The sequence below is a fragment of the Scandinavium hiltneri genome, from assembly GCF_024764835.1.
Taxonomy (GTDB): domain Bacteria; phylum Pseudomonadota; class Gammaproteobacteria; order Enterobacterales; family Enterobacteriaceae; genus Scandinavium; species Scandinavium hiltneri.
In genome coordinates, this window is sequence record NZ_JALIGE010000074.1 from 260,430 (window position 1) to 285,761 (window position 25,332).

20 protein-coding genes are annotated in these 25,332 nt (G+C 55.5%); 10 read left to right on the forward strand and 10 right to left on the reverse strand.

What is annotated here, in order from left to right:
- Positions 1 to 127: 127 nt before the first annotated feature.
- Complete coding sequence (locus MUU47_RS14185) at positions 128 to 838, reverse strand: DUF3053 domain-containing protein (RefSeq protein ID WP_258988816.1); 711 nt, start codon at positions 836 to 838, stop codon at positions 128 to 130.
- Between the two features lie 388 nt (positions 839 to 1,226).
- Between MUU47_RS14185 and MUU47_RS14190 the strand changes: the two genes are divergently transcribed.
- Complete coding sequence (locus MUU47_RS14190) at positions 1,227 to 2,594, forward strand: MFS transporter (RefSeq protein ID WP_258988818.1); 1,368 nt, start codon at positions 1,227 to 1,229, stop codon at positions 2,592 to 2,594.
- A gap of 310 nt (positions 2,595 to 2,904) precedes the next feature.
- Positions 2,905 to 3,195: an HTH-type transcriptional regulator gene (locus MUU47_RS14195; protein WP_159757253.1), complete on the forward strand. Its 291-nt coding sequence runs from the start codon at positions 2,905 to 2,907 to the stop codon at positions 3,193 to 3,195.
- A 38-nt stretch (positions 3,196 to 3,233) separates the two neighbouring features.
- On the opposite strand, the gene MUU47_RS14200 is transcribed toward MUU47_RS14195, so the two are convergent.
- A complete protein-coding gene (locus MUU47_RS14200; RefSeq protein WP_258988819.1) occupies positions 3,234 to 4,856 on the reverse strand; it encodes an ATP-binding cassette domain-containing protein in 1,623 nt (540 codons plus the stop codon).
- Between the two features lie 499 nt (positions 4,857 to 5,355).
- Between MUU47_RS14200 and MUU47_RS14205 the strand changes: the two genes are divergently transcribed.
- Positions 5,356 to 5,814: a hypothetical protein gene (locus MUU47_RS14205; RefSeq protein ID WP_125354352.1), complete on the forward strand. Its 459-nt coding sequence runs from the start codon at positions 5,356 to 5,358 to the stop codon at positions 5,812 to 5,814.
- Positions 5,815 to 5,955: 141 nt separating this feature from the next.
- Here the strand turns inward: MUU47_RS14205 and glyS are convergent, their stop codons facing one another.
- The 3 genes from glyS to MUU47_RS14220 all read right to left on the reverse strand — a co-directional run bounded on the left by glyS (position 5,956) and on the right by MUU47_RS14220 (position 9,397).
- Positions 5,956 to 8,025: a glycine--tRNA ligase subunit beta gene (gene glyS / locus MUU47_RS14210; RefSeq protein ID WP_159769221.1), complete on the reverse strand. Its 2,070-nt coding sequence runs from the start codon at positions 8,023 to 8,025 to the stop codon at positions 5,956 to 5,958.
- 9 nt (positions 8,026 to 8,034) lie between these two features.
- On the reverse strand, positions 8,035 to 8,946 hold the full coding sequence (gene glyQ / locus MUU47_RS14215; protein ID WP_110510263.1) for a glycine--tRNA ligase subunit alpha: 912 nt from the start codon (positions 8,944 to 8,946) through the stop codon (positions 8,035 to 8,037).
- 148 nt (positions 8,947 to 9,094) lie between these two features.
- Positions 9,095 to 9,397 carry a YsaB family lipoprotein gene (locus tag MUU47_RS14220; protein ID WP_258988821.1) on the reverse strand — a complete coding sequence of 101 codons (303 nt, stop codon included), beginning with the start codon at positions 9,395 to 9,397 and terminating at the stop codon, positions 9,095 to 9,097.
- A 188-nt stretch (positions 9,398 to 9,585) separates the two neighbouring features.
- Here MUU47_RS14220 and MUU47_RS14225 point away from each other — a divergent pair, with 188 nt between their 5' ends.
- Positions 9,586 to 10,581, forward strand: coding sequence for an acyltransferase (locus MUU47_RS14225; RefSeq protein ID WP_258988823.1), 996 nt, complete (start codon positions 9,586 to 9,588; stop codon positions 10,579 to 10,581).
- Here the strand turns inward: MUU47_RS14225 and MUU47_RS14230 are convergent.
- The 4 genes from MUU47_RS14230 to xylA form a co-directional block, all read right to left on the reverse strand.
- Positions 10,537 to 11,493: a GlxA family transcriptional regulator gene (locus tag MUU47_RS14230; protein ID WP_258988824.1), complete on the reverse strand. Its 957-nt coding sequence runs from the start codon at positions 11,491 to 11,493 to the stop codon at positions 10,537 to 10,539. The two genes, MUU47_RS14225 and MUU47_RS14230, sit on opposite strands and share 45 nt — an antisense overlap.
- Positions 11,490 to 12,029: an isochorismatase family protein gene (locus MUU47_RS14235; RefSeq protein ID WP_258988826.1), complete on the reverse strand. Its 540-nt coding sequence runs from the start codon at positions 12,027 to 12,029 to the stop codon at positions 11,490 to 11,492. Before MUU47_RS14235 ends, MUU47_RS14230 begins: the two co-directional genes overlap by 4 nt.
- Before the next feature lie 88 nt (positions 12,030 to 12,117).
- A complete protein-coding gene (gene xylB / locus MUU47_RS14240; RefSeq protein ID WP_258988827.1) occupies positions 12,118 to 13,572 on the reverse strand; it encodes a xylulokinase in 1,455 nt (484 codons plus the stop codon).
- A 90-nt stretch (positions 13,573 to 13,662) separates the two neighbouring features.
- Entirely contained in the window at positions 13,663 to 14,985 is a 1,323-nt protein-coding gene (gene xylA, locus MUU47_RS14245; RefSeq protein WP_258988829.1) for a xylose isomerase, read from the reverse strand.
- 372 nt (positions 14,986 to 15,357) lie between these two features.
- On the opposite strand from xylA, the gene xylF reads away from it, so the two are divergent.
- From xylF to xylR, 4 genes are all read left to right on the forward strand, one after another.
- On the forward strand, positions 15,358 to 16,350 hold the full coding sequence (xylF, locus tag MUU47_RS14250; RefSeq protein WP_258988832.1) for a D-xylose ABC transporter substrate-binding protein: 993 nt from the start codon (positions 15,358 to 15,360) through the stop codon (positions 16,348 to 16,350).
- Positions 16,351 to 16,412: 62 nt separating this feature from the next.
- Positions 16,413 to 17,954, forward strand: coding sequence for a xylose ABC transporter ATP-binding protein (locus MUU47_RS14255; RefSeq protein ID WP_258988834.1), 1,542 nt, complete (start codon positions 16,413 to 16,415; stop codon positions 17,952 to 17,954).
- Entirely contained in the window at positions 17,932 to 19,113 is a 1,182-nt protein-coding gene (gene xylH / locus MUU47_RS14260) for a xylose ABC transporter permease XylH (protein WP_258988837.1), read from the forward strand. The genes MUU47_RS14255 and xylH overlap by 23 nt, the downstream gene beginning before the upstream one ends.
- Before the next feature lie 71 nt (positions 19,114 to 19,184).
- The gene (xylR, locus tag MUU47_RS14265) at positions 19,185 to 20,363 is read left to right on the forward strand and encodes a D-xylose utilization transcriptional activator XylR (protein ID WP_159757216.1); all 1,179 of its coding nucleotides are present in this window, start codon (positions 19,185 to 19,187) and stop codon (positions 20,361 to 20,363) included.
- 65 nt (positions 20,364 to 20,428) lie between these two features.
- Here the strand turns inward: xylR and MUU47_RS14270 are convergent, their stop codons facing one another.
- Positions 20,429 to 21,247 (reverse strand): protein bax, encoded by an 819-nt coding sequence (locus MUU47_RS14270; protein WP_258988838.1) that lies wholly within the window; start codon positions 21,245 to 21,247, stop codon positions 20,429 to 20,431.
- A gap of 315 nt (positions 21,248 to 21,562) precedes the next feature.
- Between MUU47_RS14270 and MUU47_RS14275 the strand changes: the two genes are divergently transcribed.
- Positions 21,563 to 23,593 carry an alpha-amylase gene (locus MUU47_RS14275; protein WP_258988839.1) on the forward strand — a complete coding sequence of 677 codons (2,031 nt, stop codon included), beginning with the start codon at positions 21,563 to 21,565 and terminating at the stop codon, positions 23,591 to 23,593.
- A gap of 156 nt (positions 23,594 to 23,749) precedes the next feature.
- Positions 23,750 to 25,006: a valine--pyruvate transaminase gene (gene avtA, locus MUU47_RS14280; RefSeq protein ID WP_133461572.1), complete on the forward strand. Its 1,257-nt coding sequence runs from the start codon at positions 23,750 to 23,752 to the stop codon at positions 25,004 to 25,006.
- Positions 25,007 to 25,332 lie beyond the last annotated feature (326 nt).

A 25,332-nucleotide genomic window follows, 5' to 3' on the forward strand; every position in this document is an offset into this window, starting at 1 on the left:
CCCGTCGCCATTCAAGCTGCAGCGGTGTTGGCTACCCTCGCTCACCCGAATCACTTACTAGAGTAAGCTCATCGGGATTCGCTCCGTTGCCGCCTACCTGCAACTTGAATGAACTTGGGTATAATGCTTAACGCGTGGCGTTAACCGCCGCGCTCCAGGCCTGATTAAACGCCTGGTGCTGAGCGGCCAGAGGGCCAATCAGCGCATTGTACTGGCTCGCCTGCTGAGACGTCGGGAACTGAATTCCGTTGGCCACGAAGCTTACCTGGGTATTTTGCTGTGCCACGAAATCACCAATCTGCACCAGCTGCTGGGTGAAGATCTGTGCAGCAGGGATCAGCGGCTGCATTGCGTTCGCTGGCAGGGTCACGACTTTGTTGTAAACCTGGTCGTAGACCGGCTTCAGATCGTCAGCCTGTTTCAGTGCCGAATGCGCACCGTCCGCCTGCATTTTGGCGTTTTCCAGCTGCTGGCTCAACACGCCCAGGGCACCATTAGCCTGACGAAGCGGTTCGCGCTGAGTCATGTAATCCTGTGGGACACGAATCGCATTCACGCTGTCTACAACCGGACGCAAACCGGCATCCATCGCCTGGCTCACCTGCTGAGAATAACCGTAAATCACTGCGTAATCGGAAACGAACGGACCAAATTGTTTTTTCTGATCGGTGGTCAGCGTTGGCAGACGTTCGCCGCTACGCATCACGGAATTTTGCAGGAAGTCGATGAACGCTTTGCGCTGATCGCCTTCTTTATCGAAACACCCACTCAGGCTAATTACCATCAATAACGCCGCAACAGACGCAAACCAGCGAGAGCAGGACTTTCCTGTCGCCATTTTCATACTCCTTCAGCCAAAAAAAAGCGCAAACTGGCACACACGTGCCTGACGCTGACAAGGATAGTCGACGCAAGCCTCGCAGGATACTCTTTCCTTCATTCGCATTGGGAAAAGTCGCACACTTTCCTCACTCGCGAAGAATGTTAATTATTTGTTGCCCACATCACAATTAATGATATTGCCAGCGCCTGAATTCATAACGATAACTAAATGAATTAATACACCTTTCTTCAGATTTTTGGCGCTGACGTCAGCCCGGCGTACGATAATCGCACGCTTCCCCCGGCCAGCACGTTGTCGAAAAAGCCTCCTGATGGTTTGATTGATGAACGATTAACGGATTTACGTTCGATAATCGCACAACTTACCTCCCAGGAATCGCGATATGACAAAGACAACAACCGATATCCAGGCCTTTATCAACGAGAATCCTTTCACGAAATACCAGTGGATGATCCTCGTGCTGTGCTTCATTACCGTGGCGATGGACGGTTTTGACACCGCTATTATCGGCTTTATCGCCTCTGACCTCGTGCAGGAATGGGGCGTGCAGAAATCTGCGTTAGGCCCAGTGATGAGCGCGGCGCTGGTCGGGCTGGCCGTCGGGGCGCTGACCGCAGGTCCGATGGCCGACCGTATTGGTCGTAAGAAAGTGCTGATCCTCTCCATTGTGGCCTTCGGCGGCTTCAGCCTGATGACCGCCGCGGCCACCAGCCTCAACCAGCTGACGCTGCTGCGCTTCCTCACCGGGCTTGGCCTCGGTGCCGCAATGCCAAACGCCGCCACGCTAATGAGCGAATATGCCCCGGAACGCCGCCGCTCTTTGCTGGTGAACCTGATGTTCGTCGGTTTCCCGATTGGCTCCTCGCTAGGCGGGTTTATCTCCGCGTGGTTAATTCCGCAGTATGGCTGGCAAAGCGTGCTGATCCTCGGCGGCGTGATGCCGCTGTTGCTGGCCGTTGTGCTGATTTTCCTGTTGCCGGAATCGGTGCGTTATCTGGTGGCGAAAAACAAATCTCAGCAGCAGGTGGCAACCATTCTGCATCGCATTGCTCCGATCGCCACCGACACGCGCTTTGTGCTGCACGAAGTGGGCGGCGTTAAGGATAAATCGGCGCTGGGTGTGATTTTCTCGCCACGCTACGCGCTCGGCACGGTCATGCTGTGCCTGACCTACTTCATGGGATTGCTGATTTTCTATTTATTGACCAGCTGGCTACCGCTGCTTATCCGTGAAACGGGCGCCAGCATGAGTCAGGCTTCGATCATCACCGCCCTGTTCCCACTCGGCGGCGGAATTGGCGTGCTGGTACTCGGGGCGCTGATGGACAAATTTAACCCAAACAAAGTGGTCGCGGTGGGCTGGTTGCTGACCGGCATATTCGTCTGCCTGGTCGGGTTCTCCACCAGCAGCCTGGTACTGATGGGCGTGATGGTATTCGTCGCAGGCAGCATCATGAACGGGGCGCAGTCTTCCATGCCCGCGCTGGCAGCCGGGTTCTATCCGACTCAGGGCCGGGCCACGGGCGTGGCGTGGATGTTAGGCATTGGACGTTTCGGCGGCATTCTCGGGGCGTTCAGTGGCGTATTCCTGATGCAGGCGCAGCTGTCGTTTGAAACCATCTTCATGCTATTGGCGATCCCAGCGCTGCTGTCCGCCACCGCGCTGATGGTGAAATACGCCATGACCAAAACCGATCGCTCGGCTGAAAACGCTGCCGCACCGGTTAGCAAGGCGACACAAAAGGCCTGACGGACAAACGGCGGGTATCAGCGCCCGCCTTTTGCCACATTTTTACTTACGATTTACAAAAATTGTGCTGAATAACTTTCCCGTATCTTTATCAAATAATTAGTCGCCCCATACGAAAGGCTGAATCGGTCAGGCAAAAGACATCGCACGAATAGTCACTCCCGTTATCACCCCTCACCCTTTTTACTGACTATTCTTAATAGGCTCTTTGTTGTTCACGTGCCCACGGTGAGATGTATACCCTAAATAATTCGAGTTGCAGGACAACATGCCTGCAGCTTGATGTATGACGGGTAAAGAGGAGTTCTCAATGACAAATAAAGATCCTATGTACGAACTGCTTTCCAGTCTTGAACAAATTGTTTTCAAAGATGATTCACAGAGAATGACCCTGACCCAAAAGCCCACAGCCTTTACCGAGTTTGAGCAACTGCGTAAAGGCTCCGGTTTGAAGATCGATGATTTTGCCCGAGCGATGGGCGTCAGCGTAGCGATGGTACATGAGTGGGAATCGAGACGAGAAAAACCGTCCCCTGCCGAGCTGAAGTTGATGCGCCTGATCCAGGCCGACCCCCGATTAAGCAGACAGCTTATGGAATAACGTTGTTATTTTACCCCCGCGAATGCGGGGGTTTTTGATTACAGCGCCGTGAATACCCAGCCCGTATCCTGCCATTCCAGACTATGTGTCAGCTTCAGCCCCCGCAGAAACGCTTCATCATGTGAAACGACTAACATCGCCCCCGGGAAACCGGACAATGCCATTTCAATGGCCTGCGTCGACGCCAAATCAAGGTGATTGGTAGGCTCGTCCAACAGTAAAAGTTGTGTCGCTTCTCGCCGCCATAACACGCTGGCCAGCGCCGCTTTCAGGCGTTCTCCACCACTTAATGATGACAACGGCAAGCCCACCTTTTCGGCGGTCAACTGTAGCTGGGCCAGGCGGCTGCGCAGCATGCCTTCTTCCATCAGGGTATCCGCCAGACTCAGATGCTCCATCACCGACAGCGACAGACTGAACTGACTCAGATGCTGATCGAGCCAGGCGGCATTCACCGACAACTTACAGCTGCCGCTCACCGGCAACTCCAGCCCGAGAAGCGTTTTCAGCAGCGTGGTTTTACCACAGCCGTTCGGCCCCCGCAGCGCCACGCGCATCGGGCCATCCATGCGCCAGTTCAGCGGCGTGAGCGAGGAATGCGCCAGGACCAGATCGTGAACGTCCAGCACCTGCTTGCCCGCCGCAACGTGGTTGCCCGGCAGCGTCATCATTACCGGCGTTTCATCCTCCACGCGTTCACGCGCCTGATTAACCGCCGCGTTCAACGCTTCGTTCTGTTCATGATGCTGGCGGCGCAGCGTGCCGGGCCGGGCTTTGGCCGCGCCTTTGTAAGCGACTCGCTCAAACGAGGCGATGTTCAGTGAATCCACGGTTCGCAGCGTTTGTGCGGAGCGCCGCAGGCTATTGTCATGCTCTTTACGCAAACGCTGGCGGGTTCGTCGTCGCTCGGTCGCTGCATGGTCGAGCGCCGAACGAGCCGCCTGCTGTTCGGCCTCTCGCTGCTGCTGATACACATCAACATTACCGCCGTAATGGCGCAAATTCCCGGCAGATAACTCGAGAATATGCGGCACCTGCGCCAGTAATTCGCGATCGTGACTGGCAATCAGCGCCCCGCCGCGCCACTGTGCAAGCTGCTGATAAAGCCATGCCCGCCCGTCGCTATCCAGATGGTTAGTCGGTTCGTCGAGTAACAGATAATCGGCCCCGGAAAGGAATGCGGCGCACAGCAACGCTTTCACGCGTTCACCACCGCTCAGGGATGAAGCCGGACGATACGCGTCAAACTCGGGAAGCGACAATGCGGCAAACGCCGTACTCAGGCGCTCCGCAATATCCCAGTGACCGTCGAGCACATCGCTGTCTTCCGGCTGCATCTCGCCGTTATTCACGCGGCCCAGAGCGGAAAATATCGCCGTCAGGCCGAGTAAATCCGCCAGCGTACTGTCCGCAGAAAGCAGCGGTTGCTGAGCGACATACGCCACCGTGGAAAAGTGTTCGATATGCCCGTGGGCAGGCATTTCGACGCCTGCAAGCAGCTGCAACAGGCGCGTTTTCCCGCTGCCGTTGCGCCCAACTAAGCCGCAAAGCGAACGCTCAAGCGAGAGATCAACAGGACCAAAAAGAATATCGCCCGTCGCAAATTGACAGGTGACCTGATGCAAAATAAACGCAGGGGATTGCGCACAAAAATGAGCCATAAGCACTCCTGAATGAAATCAAAAACCATCCCCGCCAACGCGTTTGCGTTATGCCAGGGCCGAATTCATCAGTCGTGATTGTTCATTTTCGGGATGCGCTCCAGAGAGAAGAGAAAAGTCGGGATACAGGATACCCGCAATCTGGGCAGGGTTTCAAGGTTAAATGTTGGCCACTGTTTCTGGGCGGTTTTGCGGGCATGCTTCAGGAAATGATAATATCCATACTCATACAGTGGAAAAACGTTGTCGCCGATTTCGGTCAGCAGTATTGTCGCTTCGCACCTGCACATCAGGTGTCGGGATTGACCTCCTGCCAACATCATCGGCGACATAGCTGTTATGTCGTGAGCTCTGCTACACCTCAATGGTGGGCTGAGTGAGGGCACCTTCGGGTGCGCCGGTATCCGATGAGGCCGGTAAGGTCAACTTCGCTCAGTCCGCCACCAGGGAATTGACCTTTCCGGTGGGGATAATAAAACACTCATCGGAGGCTGCCACTATGGCGATAACCCCAACTCTCGACGGCATGCTGTTTACCGTGCCGTTTACATCTACAACCGATTTCACCGAACTGGCAGACAACTGCGAACGTTTCGTGGAAGTGATAGTGGAATGCGACGATCCGGCGCAGAAAATGGCGCTGTGCGGCCGACTGTCGGCCTGTCTCGACCTGCTGCAACCCACGCTGCTCGAGCCCATCCCGACGTATCTGGTCGCCAGCCTGACCGTTGAGGAGATACCTGCTGACCTTCCGACGCTGGAAATGGAAGCCGACCAGCTAGGCGATTACTGTCAGGCTTTAACCCAGCTATTGCTGAGCGGTTCGCTGGCGACAAAAACCGAACGGACAATCCGTGATTTACTGTATCAACTGGTGTTCTATTTCGCCGGAACGCTGAAAGCGCCGCGTTGGCTGAAAACGGAGGACGGGATCGTTTCTCTGGAGGGAGCGTACTAACGCGCAGACGCGTATAGGGCCGACAACATCAAGGCACTGGACGGAACGTAGGCCTGGCAAGCGTAGCGCCGCCGGGCGCTTTAGAACTTTATTAGCAAAAAAAACCCGCCTTTCGGCGGGTTGCTTTAGACGTATAACCGATTATTGCAGCAGAGAAATATCCGCTACCTGCAGGAACAGTTCGCGCAGCTTGCTGAGCAGCGTCAGACGGTTGATACGCACGTCTTTCTCGTCGGCGTTAACCATTACGCTCTCGAAGAACTCGTCCACCGGCTCGCGCAGGGAGGCCAGTTCAATCAGCGCATCCTGGTAACGGCCTTCATCGAAGAACGGTTGCAGTTTATCGCGCAGAACGACCAGGTGGGTCGCCAGCTTGATTTCCGCCGCGTCTTTCAGCACTGAGGCGTGAACGACGTCGTTCAGTGTTTCATCAGACTTCGCCAGAATGTTGGAAACACGCTTATTAGCGGCAGCCAGCGCAGCGGCTTCGTCCAGAGAACGGAAGTGCGACACGGCTTTCATGCGGGCATCGAAATCAGCCGGACGGGTCGGACGACGCGCCAGCACCGCCTGAATGGTGTCGACGGTGTAACCTTCGTCCTGATACCAGGCACGGAAACGGCCGAGCATGAAGTCGATAACTTCATCGACAACCTTAGCGTTAGTCAGCTTGTCACCGTACAGACGCACCGCTTCTTCGGTCAGGGTTTGCAGGTCAAGGTTGAGGTTCTTCTCAACGATGATACGCAGCACGCCCAGCGCCGCACGACGCAGTGCAAATGGATCTTTGTCGCCTTTCGGGTGCTGACCGATACCGAAGATGCCCGCGAGGGTATCCATCTTATCGGCAATCGCCACCGCGCACGCTACCGGGTTGGACGGCAGATCATCGCCCGCAAAACGTGGCTGATACTGTTCGTTCAGCGCAACGGCCACATCTTCGGCTTCACCATCGTGACGCGCATAGTGCATGCCCATGATGCCCTGGGTGTCGGTAAACTCGAACACCATGTTGGTCATCAGGTCGCACTTGGACAGCAGACCCGCGCGGGTCGCGTGGTTAACGTCAGCGCCAATCTGGCCAGCAATCCAGCCCGCCAGAGCCTGAATGCGGTCAGTTTTGTCACGCAGCGTGCCCAGCTGTTGCTGGAACAGCACGGTCTGCAGACGCGGCAGATGATCTTCCAGACGCTTTTTACGGTCGGAATTGAAGAAGAATTCTGCATCCGCCAGACGCGGACGAACCACTTTTTCATTACCGGAAATAATCTGCACCGGATCTTTCGATTCGATGTTGGTGACGAAAATGAAGTTCGGCAGCAGTTTGCCGTCGTTGCCATAGACCGGGAAGTACTTCTGGTCACCCTTCATGGTGTACACCAGCGCTTCAGCCGGAACGGCGAGGAATTTCTCTTCGAATTTCGCCGTCAGCACCACCGGCCATTCGACCAGCGAGGCGACTTCTTCCAGCAGGCTCTCGCTCAGGTCAGCGTTACCGCCGATTTTGCGTGCCGCGTCTTCCGCATCTGCTTTAATTTTGGCTTTACGTGATTCGTAATCCGCCATGACTTTGCCGCGTTCCAGCAGGATCTGCGGGTACTGATCGGCGTTGTCGATGGTGAATTCCGGCTCGCCCATAAAGCGGTGACCGCGAATAACGCGATCGGAATCGATGCCCAGAATTTTCGCCGGTACGACTTTATCGCCGAGCAGCAGGGTCACGGTGTGAACCGGACGCACGAACTGCACGTCGGACGCACCCCAGCGCATCAGTTTCGGAATAGGCAGTTTGCCCAGTGACGTGACAATCATGTTTGGCAGCAGCGCTTCGGCGCTTTCGCCTTTCACATGCGCACGGTACAGCAGCCATTCACCTTTATCGGTGACCATGCGCTCGGCCTGATCAACGGTGATACCGCAGCCACGCGCCCAGCCTTCAGCCGCTTTGCTCGGTTTGCCTTCTGCATCGAATGCAGCAGACACGGCCGGGCCCCGTTTTTCAACTTCGCGATCGGGCTGAGATTCCGCCAGCGCGGCAACTTTCAGCGCCAGACGACGCGGGGCCGCAAACCACTCAACGTTACCGTGAGCCAGGCCTGCGTTATCGAGTTCCGCAGTAACGTTCGCAGCAAAAGATTCCGCCAGGCTGCGCAGGGCTTTTGGTGGCAGCTCTTCGGTGCCGATTTCCACCAGGAAAGTTTTTTCAGACATGGCCGCCTCTTATTTATTCTTGTTGCACAGCGGGAAACCAAGGGCTTCACGGGAAGCGTAATAGGCTTCAGCCACCGCTTTGGTCAAGGTGCGAATGCGCAGAATGTAGCGCTGACGCTCGGTGACGGAGATGGCTTTACGCGCATCCAGCAGGTTAAAGCTGTGAGCGGCCTTCAGGATACGCTCGTAGGCAGGCAGTGGCAGCGGGTTTTCCAGCGCCAGCAGCTGTTGTGCTTCTTTCTCATACTGCTCGAAGCAGGAGAACAGGAAGTCGACATCCGCGTATTCGAAGTTGTACGTGGATTGCTCCACCTCGTTCTGATGGAACACGTCGCCGTAGGTGGTTTTACCCAGCGGGCCGTCGCTCCAGACCAGGTCGTAAACGCTGTCTACGCCCTGAATGTACATGGCCAGACGTTCCAGACCGTAGGTGATTTCGCCGGTAACCGGCTTACACTCGAGACCGCCAACCTGCTGGAAGTAGGTGAACTGCGTCACTTCCATACCGTTCAGCCACACTTCCCAACCGAGACCCCAGGCACCCAGTGTTGGGTTTTCCCAGTTGTCTTCCACGAAGCGAATATCGTGAATGGTCGGGTCCATACCCAGCTCTTTCAGAGACCCGAGGTACAGCTCCTGAATGTTGTCCGGCGATGGCTTAATCACCACCTGGAACTGGTAATAGTGCTGTAAGCGGTTCGGGTTTTCGCCATAACGACCGTCGGTCGGGCGGCGGGACGGCTGCACATAAGCAGTGGCCATCGGCTCTGGGCCCAGCGCGCGCAGACAGGTCATCGGATGGGAGGTGCCAGCGCCTACTTCCATGTCCAGTGGTTGAACAATGGTGCAGCCCTGACGAGCCCAGTAATCCTGTAAGGTCAGGATCAGGCCCTGGAAAGTCCTGGTATCAAACTTTTGCATATTTTTTCGTGCTGGATACGTGTGGATTTAAGGAAGGGTCAAGTATACCCGCTGGATGCGAGATATACAGTATGAATGGACGTTGTTTGCGGAAAATTGAGGGAATATTGGGGAAACGTCAGACTTTTCCCCCCGCCATCGCCGCCACTCAGCGCATCGAAAGGTGTAAAAACTGGCCGTCTGCATCGAAAGAACAGACGAAACTCTCTTTATGCGGCGTAAAGCCTCGCAGCTCGTAGCTGCCCTGGAACTGCTCGAAACCTGTCACGTCGACACTCTGGGCGCCAGTATTGTACCGCTCCGCTGCTTTGTCCTTACACAAGTGCTCCATATTAAGCGAGCTTGTCGGGGCCACTTTTGCGCGCTGCGCTTTTTGTTCGGGAGCCTGTGGGGTACTGCACCCTACCAGCAACGTGACCAGCAGCAAGGGCATGAAAGACTTGATCATCATTTTTAATTACGGCCTTATTCTTTGCCTGTTATTGTCATTTTTAAGACTAGACGCTTTTTCTGACCACGCATTCTGCGAATACGTTCCCTTGTCGACAAGCCTGGCGTGCAAAACTCAGATTATTCCCTGCCGACAGCGGCTACACTCACAGGTCAGACTTTTTTTATCACCCTATTTTTGAGGAACTGATGTCGGGAAAGATTAGCTGGATTACCAACCTGCGAGGGATTGCCTGCCTGATGGTGGTGATGATCCACACGACAACCTGGTATATCACCAACGCCCACAGTATTAGCCCGTTCAACTGGGATATCGCCAATCTGTTGAACTCTGCCTCCCGGGTCAGCGTCCCGCTGTTTTTCATGATGTCAGGGTATCTGTTTTTTGGTGAGCGCAGCGCCGCGCCGCGTCATTTCCTGCGCATCGGCCTGTGTTTGCTGTTCTACAGCGCGGTGGCGCTGGCGTATATCCTGTTGTTTACCCACATCAATGCTGAGCTGTCGCTGAAATATTTGCTGCAGAAGCCGGTGTTCTATCACCTGTGGTTTTTCTTCGCGATTTTCGTGATTTACCTGCTTTCGCCGCTGATTCAGGTCAAAAGTGTCAATGGCTGGATGTTACTGGCGCTGATGATTGTGCTCGGCATCGTTGCGAACCCAAATACCGTGCCGCTGAAAACCGGGAGCTTTCAATGGCTGCCAGTGAATTTATACATCGACGGCGACACGTTTTATTACGTGCTGTATGGCCTGCTGGGCCGCGCGCTGGGGATGATGGATACGGATAAAAAGCCGCTGACGCTGCTGTGTGCCGCGTTGTTCGCCGCGTCGGTGTGGGTTATCTCACGCGGAACGCTGCACGAACTGAAATGGCGCGGCAACTTCGCCGACACCTGGTATTTGTACGCCGGGCCGATGGTGTTCATCTGCGCCGTTACGCTGTTAACGTTGGTGAAAAATACCCTGAATGGCCGCGAATTACCGGGATTACGCACCATCTCACAGCATTCACTGGGGATTTACGGTTTTCATGCGCTGGTCATTCACGCGCTACGTTCCAGCGGCCTGGAGCTTAAGAGCTGGCCGCTGCTGGATATCGTGTGGATTTTCTGCACGACGCTGGTGGGCAGCCTGCTGCTTTCAATGCTGGTGCAGCGAATCGATACCCGTCGTCTGGTCAGCTAACGCCCGCTGACGGGCGCGGTGCAGCTGGCGGGCAGAGGTAAAGCCCGCCGCCTGAGCCGCCTGCTCGACGCCGCTTCCCTGCAACAACCGCTGCTCAGCCAGCACCAGCCTAAGCTGCTCAAGATAATCTCTCACGCTGACGCCCAGATGCTGTTTGAACAACCGCGTCAGATGGCGCGGCGTAACGTGCGCCCGTGCGGCAATATCCACCAGCGCCCACGCGTGCTGCGGGGCCGCGGTCAACGCATCCTGCGCGCGATGAATTGCCGGATGCAGATGGTTGCGATAGCGCAGCCAGGGTGAAAGCTGCGGATCGTCGCCGGAACGGCGGAACCACACCACCATTTCACGCGCCACCGCCATCGCCCGCTCCGGGCCATACAGCCGGTTGATCAGATGCAGGGCCAGGTCGATACCGGACGTGATCCCGGCGCTGGTCCAGATGCCTTTGTCTTCAATAAAAATGCGGTTCTCTTTAACCATCGCGCCAGGCGCGGCGGCCTTCAGCCGTGCAATCACGTCATGATGAGTGGTGCACTGCACGCCGTGCAGCAGCCCGGCTTTCGCCGCCAGCAGTGAGCCTGAACAAACGCACATCAGGTTGATTTTCCCGGCGTGCAGCAAGGGCTGTTGGCGCGTCAGCCAGCGGCGAACCTGCTCGGCCTGCGGAGTGGAAAAGTAGTGGTTTGAATCGCACACACCGGGCAGCACCAGCAGACTGCCCGCCGGAAGCGTTTCCGGCAGCGGCTGAATGTTGCCCATCGTCATGCCGATGGAGGTTGGCACCTGCGTGTCTGGCCCGATGTAATGCAGGCGAAACGCATCGCCCGCCAGCACAAAGGTCTCTGCCGGGCCGGTCATATCAAGCGACAGCACGCCAGGCAGCATCACGAACCAGACATCGGTAGTCATAGCGATTCAAGCGTCTCCGTTACGGTTTTGACGGTGGCAAAACGCCCTTCCAGCACGGTTTCCGTGCGGTGGCGCAGCGTCTCAACATCCAGCGTAACGCCTTTATGCGTCATCGGAAAGGTCAGCGTGGCTTCGGTGACAAACGTCACCTGATAACCGAGATCGGACGCCACGCGCGTGGTGGTTTCGCAGCACTGTTCGGTGCGCAGCCCGCAGATAATCAGGTGATTGATATCGCGACTACGCAGCCAGAAGTCGAGGCCCGTATCGGTGAACGCGTTATGGACGTGCTTGTGAAAAATGACATCGGGTTGATGGCGCAAAAAGGACATTGGTTTGACGAAGCCGCTTTCAAGAGAAAACGGCCCCTGGTCGTCGACGTGGAAAATATCGACCACCGGAATATTATGCTGCTGGCAGCCCGAAATCAGCGTCAGCATTGCGGCCTGAAACGCCGGTAAATCGGTAGTCTTCCAAAACGGACGCTGTTCGAAAGACTGCTGGGTATCAATGTTAATCAGGGCGGTGCGGGACATAGTCAGACTCCTTTTCGTGTCGGTGTAAACCATTGTGGCCACGAAAAGGCGTCTTGCTAAGGTCAAAAAAGGACAGCTAACCGCGCATTCAGGACATCAGTGGTTTTAACTGCTGATACAGTTGACGGAAGACGTCACGACGCGGGGCATACGCGGCATTTTTGGCTGCGTCCGGCTGGTGCGTTTGCTCAAGAGCCAGCTGCGGCAAGAGTTCAGTCACCGGAATGTCAGGGTGCATCGCCAACTGCGCCAGACGGGCTGCGCCCAACGCCGGGCCGACGTCGCCGCCGGTACGATATTCAAGGGCAATGCCGCTGATATCTGCCAGTATTTGTCGCCAGTATGCGCTGCACGCGCCACCGCCAATCAGGGTCACGCTTTTCGGCGTGATACCGCATTCATGCACCACGTCCATTCCGTCAGCCAGCGCAAAGCCCACGCCTTCCAGCACCGCCAGCGCCAGCTCAGCCGGGCCATGCTGATGCGTCAGCCCGAAAAAGACGCCTTTGGCATTCGGGTTGTTATGCGGAGTTCGCTCCCCGGACAGGTACGGCAGGAACCACACCGGCTCGGCGTTTTGATCCGCCGTTTTCGCCGCCGCCAGCAGGGCCGGAACATCGCCCAGCCCGGTCAGTTTTGCTGCCCAGTCGAGGCAGGATGCGGCGCTTAACATCACCGACATCAGATGCCAACGACCCGGCAGCGCATGGCAGAAACTGTGCACTGCGCTTTCCGGTCTGCTGAGGAAGCCGTTACTGACGGCAAAATAGACGCCAGATGTGCCAAGCGACAGCATCGCCTGCCCGGCATCGGCCATACCCACACCCACGGCGCCGGCCGCGTTATCACCGCCACCGGCCACCACGGGTACGGCGGGCATGTTCCACGCCTGCGCCACCGACGGCAGCAGCGTGCCGGTAATCTCACTGCCTTCAAACAGCGCGGGCATGTTGTCGCGGCTTAATCCACAGGCCTGAAGCATTTCGTCGCTCCAGTCGCGCTGCGCCACGTCCATCCACAGGGTGCCTGCCGCGTCCGACATATCACTGGCGAGCTCGCCGGTCATACGCAAACGCAGAAAATCTTTTGGCAACAGCACTTTATCGACTTGGCTAAACACCTCCGGCTCATACCGTTTGACCCACAGCAGCTTCGGTGCGGTAAAACCCGGCATCATCAGGTTGCCGGTAATTTCCCGCGAACGAGGCACCGCGCGCTCCAGCAACGTACACTCTTCACCACAGCGGCCGTCGTTCCATAAAATCGCCGGACGCAGAACCCGCAGCTGGTTATCAAGCAGCGTAGCCCCGTGCATTTGCCCGGCAATGCCCAACGCCTTCACTTCTGCCAGTGAATGCTGAGCACCTAATGCCTTCATCGCACTGTTCGTCGCCCGCCACCAGCTCTCAGGATCCTGCTCGGACCACAGCGGATGCGGGCGCGAAACGGTCAGTTTCTCAGTGTGCGAGGCCAGCACGTCGCCCTGTTCACTGAGCAGAATCACTTTGACCCCGGACGTACCGAGATCGATGCCGATATACATAGTGACGATTCCTCCCTTAAAAATGCCCGGCGGCGCGATTGCTTACCGGGCCTGGCGTCGTGATACACCGTCATTCCTGAATATAAAATCTTATTTATCAAACAGGTAATGATTGACCAGATTTTCCAGCAGTTCCTGATGCCCGCTCTGATGCTGCGGCGCCAGGTTATGCTGTTCAGCGTACTTCGCAATGTCGGTCAGCGACATCTGGCCTTTCAGGATCTGCTGCCCCAGCTCACCATTCCAGCCTGCATAGCGACGCGCGACACGTTTATCCAGCTCGCCGTCTTCAATCATGCGTGCCGCCACTTTCAGCGCCAACGCCATGGTGTCCATCGCACCAATGTGACCGTAGAACAGGTCATATTTATCGGTGCTCTGACGTCGCACTTTGGCATCAAAGTTCAGGCCGCCGGTGGTGAAGCCACCCGCCTTGATAATTTCATACATCACCAGCGCGTTTTCTTCCACGCTGTTCGGGAACTGATCGGTATCCCAGCCGAGCTGCGGGTCACCGCGGTTGGCATCGACGGAACCGAACAGGCCTAGCGCAATGGCGGTCGCAATTTCATGATGGAACGAATGACCCGCAAGCGTGGCGTGGTTGGCTTCGATATTCAGCTTGATCTCTTTTTCCAGCCCGAACTGCTTGAGGAAGCCGTACACGGTGGAGGCATCGTAATCGTACTGATGCTTGGTCGGCTCCTGCGGTTTCGGCTCGATAAGCAGCGTGCCGCGGAAACCGATTTTGTGTTTATGCTCAACGACCATCTGCATGAAGCGGCCAATTTGCTCACGCTCCTGACGCAGGTCGGTATTCAGCAAGGATTCATACCCTTCACGACCGCCCCACAGCACATAGTTTTCACCACCCAGCTGATGCGTCGCGTTCATCGCGGTCACCACCTGCGTGGCCGCCCAGCTGAACACTTCCGGGTCCGGGTTGGTGGCCGCACCGGCGCCATAACGCGGGTGAGTGAAGCAGTTTGCGGTGCCCCACAGCAGTTTCACGCCGGTCTGCTGCTGTTTTTCTGCCAGCACATCGACCATCTGCGCAACGTTGTTCAGGTACTCTTTCAGCGACGCGCCTTCCGGGGAAACGTCCACATCGTGGAAGCAGTAATACGGCACGTTCAGCTTGTGGAAGAACTCAAACGCCACGTCGGCTTTGCGTTTTGCCAGCGCCAGCGCTTCGCCCGGCTGCTGCCATGGACGATCAAACGAGCCCACGCCGAACATGTCGGCGCCGTTCCAGCAGAAGGTGTGCCAGTAGCACGCCGCAAAACGCAGGTGGTCTTCCATGCGTTTGCCGAGCACCAGCTCGTCCGGGTTGTAGTGGCGGAAGGCCAGCGGATTTTGCGTTTTCGGGCCTTCGTAACGGACTCTGTCGAGTTGGTCGAAATAAGCTTGCATAATTGAACTCCATTTGACGCGGCGAATACCAGGTTGTGCCGTAATACTGTTACCTGTTTCGCGGTTGCTCAATTACGTTATTTCACACTGCGATTAAGAGAATGCACAAACGTGCGCTGGCTCGCAAAATAATTAGGGTGAAGCAGCATTTTTCGGCCCTGCTCCAGAACAACAATGCAACAAATAGCTGAAACGATTTAAAATCAGATCACGGTCATAAATTAGAAAATAAACCAAATATCATAATCAGAAGATAAAAATCTGTAATTGCCATTAATCCTACCCGTGCTAAAAATTTGCAGCGTATCCATCGTATTTGTTTCTTTTATCGCCAATCTCTGCACCTCCTACACTTACAAAAGGCCCTGCATAATGAAGATAAAGAACCTTTGCCTCACGCTGTGTGCCTCGCTACTGCTGACCAGTTTCGCGGGCATCGCCAAAGAAGTAAAAATCGGAATGGCTATCGACGACCTGCGTCTTGAACGCTGGCAAAAAGATCGCGACATATTTGTTCATAAAGCCGAATCATTAGGCGCAAAAGTCTTTGTACAATCCGCAAATGGTAATGAAGAAACACAAATGTCGCAGATTGAAAATATGATCAACCGCGGCGTGGATGTGCTTGTTATTATTCCTTATAACGGCCAAGTGTTAAGTAACGTTATTAAAGAAGCGAAACAGGAGGGCATTAAAGTCCTGGCCTATGACCGCATGATTAATAACGCCGATATTGATTTCTATATTTCCTTTGATAATGAAAAAGTCGGTGAAATGCAGGCCCAGAGCCTGGTCGACAAAGTGCCGACCGGGAACTACTTCCTGATGGGCGGTTCACCGGTGGATAACAACGCGAAGCTGTTCCGCGCCGGGCAGATGAAAGTCCTGAAACCGTTCATCGACGACGGCAAAATTAAAGTGGTGGGCGATCAGTGGGCCGACGGCTGGTTGCCTGAAAATGCGCTGAAAATTATGGAAAACGCGCTGACCGCCAACAATAACAAGATTGACGCTGTAGTGGCCTCGAATGATGCCACCGCTGGGGGCGCGATTCAGGCGCTGAGCGCACAGGGGCTGGCGGGGAAAGTCGCCATTTCCGGTCAGGATGCTGACCTCGCCGGGGTGAAACGCATTATCGCGGGCACCCAGACGATGACGGTTTATAAACCTATCACCCAACTTGCCAACACTGCCGCTGAAATCGCGGTTGAGCTCGGCAACGGCCAGCAGCCGAAATCTGACACCACGCTCAATAACGGGCTGAAAGACGTGCCTGCGCGTCTGCTCACGCCGATTGAAGTCAATAAGACCAATATCGACCAGACCGTGATTAAAGACGGCTTCCACAAGAAGAGCGAGCTGTAATTCCGCGCGCCCCTTTCACGAGGGGCATTTTCTTTTTACGTGGAACGCTACGTGGAGTCGCCATGCCTTATTTACTTGAAATGAAGAGTATTACCAAAGCCTTCGGAGCGGTAAAAGCCGTTGATAATGTCAGTCTGCGGTTGAACGCCGGGGAAGTGGTTTCTCTGTGCGGCGAGAATGGCTCAGGCAAATCGACGCTGATGAAAGTGCTGTGCGGAATTTATCCTCACGGTACCTACGACGGTGAAATCGTCTTTGCCGGAGAACCGGTGCACGCCGCGCAGATTCGCGATACCGAACGTCGGGGCATTGCCATTATTCATCAGGAGCTGGCACTGGTTAAGCATCTGACGGTGCTGGAAAACATCTTTCTGGGCGCTGAAATCACCCGCCACGGCATTCTCGATTACGACCAGATGACGCTGCGCTGCGAAAAACTTCTCGCGCAGGTGAGCCTCGCCATTTCGCCCGACACCCGCGTCGGCGATTTAGGCCTCGGGCAACAGCAACTGGTGGAAATCGCCAAAGCGCTGAACAAGCAGGTACGCCTGCTGATTCTGGATGAACCAACCGCCTCGCTGACCGAACAGGAAACGGCGATTCTGCTGAACATCATTCGCGATCTGCAAAATCATGACATCGCCTGTATCTATATTTCGCACAAGCTCAATGAAGTGAAGGCTATTTCCGACACCATTTGCGTGATCCGCGATGGGCAGCACATCGGCACCCGCGACGCAAAAGGCATGAGCGAAGACGACATCATCACCATGATGGTGGGCCGCGAACTGACGGCGCTGTATCCCAACGAGCCGCACATGCCCGGCGAGGAAATCCTGCGGGTAGAACACCTCACCGCCTGGCATCCGGTCAATCGTCATATCAAGCGAGTGAATGACATCTCCTTCTCGTTGCGACGCGGGGAAATTCTCGGTATCGCGGGGCTGGTCGGAGCCGGGCGCACCGAAGCAGTCCAGTGTCTGTTTGGCGTCTGGCGCGGACGCTGGGAAGGTAGCGTGTTTATCGACGGCAAAGCGGTGAACATTGAGAACTGCCAGCAGGCGATAGCCCACGGCATCGCGATGGTTCCGGAAGACCGCAAGAAAGACGGCATTGTGCCAATGATGTCGGTCGGGAAAAACATCACGCTGGCGGCGTTGAATCAGTTCTCCGGGCCGCTCAGCTCGCTGGACGACGCCGCAGAGCAGAACTGCATTCTGCAATCGATCTCACGGCTGAAAGTGAAAACCTCATCCCCCGAGCTGGCCATTGGCAGGCTCAGCGGCGGCAATCAGCAAAAGGCGATTCTTGCCCGCTGCCTGCTGCTCAATCCTCGCATTCTGATCCTTGATGAACCGACGCGCGGCATTGATATCGGCGCGAAATACGAAATCTACAAACTGATTAATCAACTGGTGCAGCAGGGCATCGCGGTCATTGTCATCTCTTCCGAACTGCCGGAAGTGCTTGGCCTGAGCGACCGCGTGCTGGTGATGCACGAAGGCAAACTGAAAGCGGACCTGGTCAACCATCAACTGACGCAGGAAAAAGTAATGGAAGCGGCCCTGAGGAGTGAGCGTCATGTCGAAAAACACGCCGTCTGAACTGAAGCTCGACGCGCAAAGGCCCGCCGCCTTCGCCGGGCTGAAAAAACTCAATTTGCAGGTGTTTGTGATGATCGCGGCGATCGTGGCGATCATGCTGTTCTTCACCTGGACCACAGACGGATCGTATCTCAGCGCGCGTAACGTCTCGAACCTGCTGCGCCAGACCGCTATCACCGGCATTCTGGCGGTCGGGATGGTGTTCGTCATTATCTCCGCAGAAATCGATTTGTCGGTCGGCTCGATGATGGGCCTGCTGGGCGGTGTGGCGGCCATTTTCGACGTCTGGCTCGGCTGGCCGCTGCCGTTAACGATTGTGGTCACGCTGGTGCTGGGGCTGGTATTAGGGGCCTGGAACGGATGGTGGGTGGCTTACCGGAAAGTCCCGTCGTTTATCGTCACCCTGGCCGGGATGCTGGCGTTTCGCGGCATCCTGATTGGCATCACCAACGGTACCACAGTTTCACCCACCAGCCTGGCGATGTCGCAAATCGGTCAGAGCTATCTGCCCGACGGCATTGGCTTTGTCATTGGTGTGCTGGGCCTGTTCGTGTTCGTCGCCTGGCAATGGCGCGGGCGTATGCGTCGCCAGGCGCTCGAGCTGACTAACCCTGCATCCACGCGCGTGGTGGGGCGTCAGGCTATTACTGCGGTGATTGCCCTCGGCGCGGTCTGGATGCTGAACGATTATCGCGGCGTGCCGACGCCAGTGCTGATCCTCGCCCTGCTGTTGCTGGCAGGCATGTTTATGGCCACCCGTACGGCGTTTGGCCGTCGCATTTATGCCATCGGCGGTAATCTGGAAGCCGCCCGGTTGTCAGGCATTAACGTGGAACGCACCAAACTCGCGGTCTTCGCGATTAACGGCCTGATGGTGGCCATTGCCGGGCTTATTTTGAGCTCGCGCCTGGGGGCCGGTTCTCCATCCGCCGGGAACATCGCCGAACTCGACGCCATCGCCGCCTGTGTGATTGGCGGCACCAGCCTCGCAGGCGGCGTGGGCAGCGTAGCGGGCGCAGTCATGGGGGCATTTATCATGTCAGCGCTGGATAACGGAATGAGCATGATGGACGTGCCAACTTTCTGGCAATATATCGTTAAGGGCGCCATTTTGCTGCTGGCGGTGTGGATGGATTCTGCCACTAAGCGGCGGGCCTGATCGCGGCAATTTCCGCTACGATGGCGACACTTTCGGGTCTCGCCATCCTTGTTTCTTCAGGAAAGCAAAACATGTTTGAAAAGCGCCACCGGGTCACGCTGTTATTCAACGCCAACAAAGCCTATGACCGTCAGGTTGTGGAAGGCGTGGGCGAGTACTTGCAGGCGTCCCAGTCGGAATGGGATATTTTTATCGAAGAGGATTTTCGCGCCCGCATTGAAAACATAAAGGAATGTCTCGGTGACGGCGTTATCGCCGACTTTGACGATCCGATAATCGAAGCCCTGCTCGGCGATGTTGAAGTGCCTATCGTCGGCGTTGGCGGTTCGTATCATCGTCCGGAGCACTATCCTCCGGTTCACTATATCGCGACGGATAACCATGCCCTGGTAGAAAGCGCGTTTTTACATCTGAAGGAAAAAGGCGTTCATCGCTTTGCTTTTTACGGCCTGCCCTCCTCCAGCGGCAAGCGCTGGGCCGTCGAGCGCGAGCATGCGTTTTGCCAGATTGTGGCGAAAGAGAAATACCGCGGTGTGGTGTATCAGGGCCAGGAAACCGCGCCGGATAACTGGCAGCATGCGCAAAATCGGCTGGCCGACTGGCTGCAAACGCTGCCGCCGCAAACCGGGATTATCGCCGTGACCGACGCCCGTGCGCGTCACATCTTACAAGCCTGCGAACATCTGCATATTCCGGTGCCGGAAAAGCTGTGTGTGATTGGGATCGATAACGAAGAGCTGACGCGCTATCTGTCTCGCGTGGCGCTCTCCTCCGTGGCGCAGGGCACGCGCCAGATGGGCTATCAGGCCGCCAAACTGCTGCACCGTCTGCTGGATAACGAAGAGCTGCCGCTGCAACGCCTGCTGGTCCCGCCGGTGCGTGTAATTGAGCGGCGCTCCACGGATTATCGTTCTCTCGACGATCCGGCGGTGATTCAGGCGATGCACTACATCCGCAATAACGCCTGCAAGGGCATTAAGGTGGAACAGGTGCTGGATGCGGTGGGGATTTCGCGTTCCAATCTGGAGAAACGCTTTAAAGAGGAAGTGGGCGAAACCATTCACGCCGTTATTCACAGCGAGAAGCTGGAAAAAGCGCGCAGCCTGCTGGTGTCGACATCCTTATCCATCAACGAGATCTCGCAGATGTGCGGCTATCCGTCGCTACAATATTTCTATTCGGTGTTTAAAAAGGAATACGACACCACGCCCAAAGAATATCGCGAACGCTTCGGCGAAGCGCTGGTGTAGCCGGCGCTGAAAACAAAAACGCCTTCCGATGGAAGGCGCTTTTAGTGGTATCAGGCAGAGCGTGATTACATGTGAGCGGCAATCAGACGCTGATTATCCTGGTACATGCTGAACAAGAAGTTGTTGTAGCTCGACCCGCGGGTCGAATAACCTTTCAGCTTGTGGATCATCGCGCTGGCCGTCACTTCCTGGTCCGTTTTACGCAGCTGCGCACGGGACTTACGGAATGACTTATAAGCCGGATGCGTGTTCAGGTTCACCACATACGCTTCAACAGACTCTTTGACGGTGTCAAAGTGCGAGTAGCCTTTCACCTTACCCGCGCATTTGCCACGGCCACACTTCATGCCGAACAGATTGTTGTTGTTACGTGCGAGTTTCGAGGTGCCCCAACCGCTTTCTGCTGCGGCCATGGTCGCAACCATGCTGCCAGGAATGATATCCACGCGCTCAAGCAGCGAGTTCCATGGAATTTTACGCGTATTCCCGGACCAACTGATTTTGTAGCGCTGAGTAATACCTTTCAGGCGCGAGCGCTCTGTCGGCGACCAGCGGCCATCGTACTGTTTAGAAACAAGCCAGTTACGATCGGCGGTGATTGCTGCATTTTGACTGGTAATATAAGGCATTACGGTCCGGAGAAACGCTTTTTTACGAGGTGTTCCGGAAGGGTATTTTCGCAAATCAGGAAGTGAACTACTCTTTGCACTATTGCGAGAATACTCTTGTTTACTGCTTACCTTGGTACTACTACTTGTCTTTATTACCGGGGCTTTGTGACTCGTTGTTGCTGTGTGCGTTGTTGCCAGCACCCCACCCGAAAATACACCGGTGAGTAACATGAGTATCGCGGCCCCATATCGTCGAATGGGAGTCGATATCATTAGGTCTCCTGGTCGGATATAAACATTCCAACACCTTGAATTATGCATATAACTGCGAAATGAATCGCGAATGATATCAAAAATACCCCAGCAGCGCACCCTATGATATAAGCAAATTCCTAAACGAGGTTCTGCACGAAGGGCATTCTTTCGATTCATAAGTCTGAAATTCAAAGCTTAATCGCAGAAATTCCTGTTCTCATTAGAGGCGGATCACTCACCCTGCGACGTCCTCCCCTGGAATGCCCGTTCAGGAGGAGGGATAACGCCGTGGCAACTGGCAAAATGCACAAAAACTGTTTTCAGGTGAACGCCATGAAACTTGCCGCTGTTGTATTACTTCTGCTGCCCGGAGCCGCCTTCGCAGGCTGGACCGCCCCGGAATTCCCTGCGTTCAAACCTGAAGGCAGCGGGACGTTTGTCAGTCAGAAAACGCTGACGAAGGGTACACATCCATTGACGTTGCATCTTGACCAACAGTGCTGGCAGCCCGCTTCGGCGATAAAACTGAATGAAATGCTGTCGCTTGAACCCTGCCACGGCGATGCCCCGCAGTGGCGGCTGTTCCGCGACGGCGAGTATACGCTGGCGGTGGATACCCGCTCAGGCACGCCAACGCTGATGTTGAGCGTCAAAACTGAGGCTGCGGCAACCGCGAATGTGGAAGTGCACCAGTGCCCACGCTGGGACGGTAAACCGCTCACACTGGATGTCAGCAAGATCTTCGCAGAAGGCAGCACGGTCCGCGATTTTTACAGTGGGAAAACCGCGGCGGTGAAAGACGGAAAAATCACTATGCAGCCTGCTAACGGTAGCAATGGCCTGCTGCTGCTGGAAAATGCGCAAACCCAGCAGCCCGCTGCTTTTGACTGGCATAACGCCACGGTCTATTTCGTATTGACCGACCGCTATGTGAACGGCAATCCGGGTAACGACCACAGTTACGGTCGCCATAGCGATGGTTTGCAGGAGATCGGCACATTTCACGGCGGCGATTTGCAGGGGCTGACCAGTAAACTCGATTATCTACAGCAGCTCGGGGTCAATGCGCTGTGGATTAGCTCGCCGCTGGAGCAAATTCACGGCTGGGTCGGGGGCGGCACCAAAGGAGATTTCCCGCACTACGCCTATCACGGCTATTACCCGCAGGACTGGACAAAACTCGACGCCAACATGGGTAACGAGGACGACCTGCGTCGTCTGGTAGACGAAGCCCACAGGCGCGGCATCCGCATTCTGTTTGACGTGGTGATGAACCACACCGGTTATGCCACGCTGGCCGATATGCAAGCGTATCAGTTTGGCGCACTCTATTTGCAGGGCGATGCGCTGAAGAAAACCCTCGGCGAGCACTGGACCGACTGGAAACCCGGTCCAGGCCAGACCTGGCACAGTTTTAATGATTACATCAACTTTAGCGATAAAACGGCGTGGGCAAAATGGTGGGGCAAGCAGTGGGTCCGCACCGATATTGGCGACTACGACAACCCCGGCTTTGACGATTTAACGATGTCGCTGGCCTTCCTGCCGGATCTCAAAACCGAATCCACAACCGTTTCTGGCCTGCCGGTGTTTTATCAGCACAAACCGGATACCGCAGCCAGGGCCATTGCGGGCTACACACCGCGTGACTACCTGACGCACTGGCTGAGCCAATGGGTGCGGGATTACGGCATCGACGGTTTCCGGATTGATACCGCAAAACACGTTGAACTCCCGGCCTGGCAGCAGCTAAAAACGCAGGCCACCGAAGCGCTGGCGGCGTGGAAGAAGGCGAATCCGGGTAAATCTCCGGATGATGGCGCATTCTGGATGACCGGCGAAGCCTGGGGCCACGGCGTGATGCAGAGTACGTATTATCAGCACGGCTTCGACGCGATGATTAATTTCGATTATCAGGACCAGGCGGCGAAAGCGGTGAATTGCCTCGCCAACATCGACCCCACCTGGCAGCAAATGGCTGACAAATTGCAGAACTTCAACGTGCTGAGCTATCTCTCCTCCCATGACACGCGATTGTTCCGCGAGGGTGGCAGTGAAGGCGCCGAACTGTTGTTGCTCACCCCGGGTGCGGTACAGATATTTTACGGTGACGAATCTGCCCGCCCGTTTGGCCCTACCGGCTCCGATCCGTTGCAGGGCACGCGCTCAGATATGAACTGGCAGGATATCACCGGGAAAGAAGCCGCCACCGTCGCCCATTGGCAGAAACTTGGCCAGTTCCGCGCCCGCCATCCGGCCATTGGTGCGGGACGCCAAACCACGCTCACATTACCTCAAGGCTACGGTTTCGTGCGCGAACATGACGGTGATAAAGTGATGGTGGTGTGGGCGGCAAAACCCTGACGGGCTAACTCCCTGCGCGACAAATAGTGTTTTCATCCGGAACGGATATTAAATGCAGAATAAATCACCAAACCAGAAATGTTTCACCCGTTTGCACCGCGCTGGCACAGGGGTTATGGTTAGCCCCTACCCAGAAGACCGACAGAACACCTGCATATGACTTTTTCACTTTTCGGCGACAAATTCACCCGTCATTCCGGTATCACCCGCCTGATGGAAGATCTCAACGATGGCCTGCGCACGCCAGGCGCCATCATGCTTGGCGGCGGCAACCCGGCACAAATTCCGGAGATGAACGACTACTTCCAGAATCTGCTGGCAGACATGCTGGAAAGCGGCAAAGCCACTGAAGCGCTGTGTAACTATGATGGCCCGCAGGGCAAAACCGAACTGCTGGCCGCCCTGTCGACCATGCTGCGTGAAGAGCTCGGCTGGGATATCGGACCACAGAATATTGCACTGACCAATGGCAGCCAGAGCGCATTTTTCTACTTGTTTAACCTCTTCGCTGGCCGTCGTGCCGATGGAACCACCCGCAAAGTCCTGTTCCCGCTGACGCCGGAATACATTGGTTATGCCGATTCTGGCCTTGAAGAAGACCTGTTTGTCTCCGCGCGACCGAATATCGAGCTGCTGCCAGAAGGCCAGTTTAAGTATCACGTTGATTTCGAGCACCTCCGCGTGACCGACGAAACTGGGATGATCTGCGTTTCGCGCCCGACCAACCCGACGGGCAACGTCATCACTGATGAAGAGCTGTTGAAACTCGATGCGCTGGCCAATCAGCACGGTATTCCGCTGGTCATTGATAACGCTTACGGCGTGCCGTTCCCGGGCATTATCTTTAGCGAAGCGCGACCGCTGTGGAACCCGAACATCGTGCTGTGCATGAGCCTGTCGAAGCTCGGCCTGCCGGGCAGTCGCTGCGGCATCATTATTGCCAATGAAAAAATCATCAGCGCAATCAGTAATATGAACGGCATCATCAGCCTCTCCCCTGGCGGCATTGGCCCGGCGATGATGTGCGAAATGATCCAACGCAAAGACCTGCTGCGCCTGTCAGAAACGGTCATCAAACCGTTCTACTACCAGCGCGTTCACGAAACGATTGCTACTATTCGCCGTTATTTGCCGGAAGAACGCTGCCTGATCCACAAGCCAGAAGGCGCTATTTTCCTGTGGCTGTGGTTTAAAGACCTGCCGATTACCACTGAAATTTTGTACCAGCGCCTGAAAAAGCGCGGCGTACTGATGGTGCCTGGCGACTTCTTCTTCCCGGGACTCGATAAGCCGTGGCCACATACGCACCAGTGTATGCGCATGAATTACGTGCCGGACCCGGAGAAAATCGAAGCGGGGGTCAAAATACTTGCCGAGGAAATAGAAAAAGCCTGGCAGGAAAGCGGCTGTTAAATAATATTGGCCCTGAAAACTCGGGGCCAAAATTTTCTGTGATCGGCATCGGTAATTAAGAATATATTCCTTAAACAGCGCGAAAACCTTCCGGGTAAGAAAACTCTTAAATAAACACCTTATTTAATTTGAGCTTTATTCAAAACCACATAGTGTAGCGCAGCTTAAATATAACATTGACGTTAACCTTCTGTTTTATCTTGTCTATAAATTCGTCTTTCATTTTACCCTGCCGATAAAATATAAAAGCCATGTTTCCCGTTGATAATGGCGCGCCGAGAACCCGAGCGGCCCGTTATTTTCAACATACACTGATTAATACGCCG

What these genes read in the sequence shown, in the direction of transcription:
- MUU47_RS14185 (WP_258988816.1), bottom strand. Translation starts at nt 838, where the DNA reads ATGGCGACAGGAAAGTCCTGCTCTCGCTGGTTTGCGTCTGTTGCGGCG.
- MUU47_RS14190 (WP_258988818.1), top strand. Translation starts at nt 1,227, where the DNA reads ATGACAAAGACAACAACCGATATCCAGGCCTTTATCAACGAGAATCCT.
- MUU47_RS14195 (WP_159757253.1), top strand. Translation starts at nt 2,905, where the DNA reads ATGACAAATAAAGATCCTATGTACGAACTGCTTTCCAGTCTTGAACAA.
- MUU47_RS14200 (WP_258988819.1), bottom strand. Translation starts at nt 4,856, where the DNA reads ATGGCTCATTTTTGTGCGCAATCCCCTGCGTTTATTTTGCATCAGGTC.
- MUU47_RS14205 (WP_125354352.1), top strand. Translation starts at nt 5,356, where the DNA reads ATGGCGATAACCCCAACTCTCGACGGCATGCTGTTTACCGTGCCGTTT.
- glyS (WP_159769221.1), bottom strand. Translation starts at nt 8,025, where the DNA reads ATGTCTGAAAAAACTTTCCTGGTGGAAATCGGCACCGAAGAGCTGCCA.
- glyQ (WP_110510263.1), bottom strand. Translation starts at nt 8,946, where the DNA reads ATGCAAAAGTTTGATACCAGGACTTTCCAGGGCCTGATCCTGACCTTA.
- MUU47_RS14220 (WP_258988821.1), bottom strand. Translation starts at nt 9,397, where the DNA reads ATGATGATCAAGTCTTTCATGCCCTTGCTGCTGGTCACGTTGCTGGTA.
- MUU47_RS14225 (WP_258988823.1), top strand. Translation starts at nt 9,586, where the DNA reads ATGTCGGGAAAGATTAGCTGGATTACCAACCTGCGAGGGATTGCCTGC.
- MUU47_RS14230 (WP_258988824.1), bottom strand. Translation starts at nt 11,493, where the DNA reads ATGACTACCGATGTCTGGTTCGTGATGCTGCCTGGCGTGCTGTCGCTT.
- MUU47_RS14235 (WP_258988826.1), bottom strand. Translation starts at nt 12,029, where the DNA reads ATGTCCCGCACCGCCCTGATTAACATTGATACCCAGCAGTCTTTCGAA.
- xylB (WP_258988827.1), bottom strand. Translation starts at nt 13,572, where the DNA reads ATGTATATCGGCATCGATCTCGGTACGTCCGGGGTCAAAGTGATTCTG.
- xylA (WP_258988829.1), bottom strand. Translation starts at nt 14,985, where the DNA reads ATGCAAGCTTATTTCGACCAACTCGACAGAGTCCGTTACGAAGGCCCG.
- xylF (WP_258988832.1), top strand. Translation starts at nt 15,358, where the DNA reads ATGAAGATAAAGAACCTTTGCCTCACGCTGTGTGCCTCGCTACTGCTG.
- MUU47_RS14255 (WP_258988834.1), top strand. Translation starts at nt 16,413, where the DNA reads ATGCCTTATTTACTTGAAATGAAGAGTATTACCAAAGCCTTCGGAGCG.
- xylH (WP_258988837.1), top strand. Translation starts at nt 17,932, where the DNA reads ATGTCGAAAAACACGCCGTCTGAACTGAAGCTCGACGCGCAAAGGCCC.
- xylR (WP_159757216.1), top strand. Translation starts at nt 19,185, where the DNA reads ATGTTTGAAAAGCGCCACCGGGTCACGCTGTTATTCAACGCCAACAAA.
- MUU47_RS14270 (WP_258988838.1), bottom strand. Translation starts at nt 21,247, where the DNA reads ATGATATCGACTCCCATTCGACGATATGGGGCCGCGATACTCATGTTA.
- MUU47_RS14275 (WP_258988839.1), top strand. Translation starts at nt 21,563, where the DNA reads ATGAAACTTGCCGCTGTTGTATTACTTCTGCTGCCCGGAGCCGCCTTC.
- avtA (WP_133461572.1), top strand. Translation starts at nt 23,750, where the DNA reads ATGACTTTTTCACTTTTCGGCGACAAATTCACCCGTCATTCCGGTATC.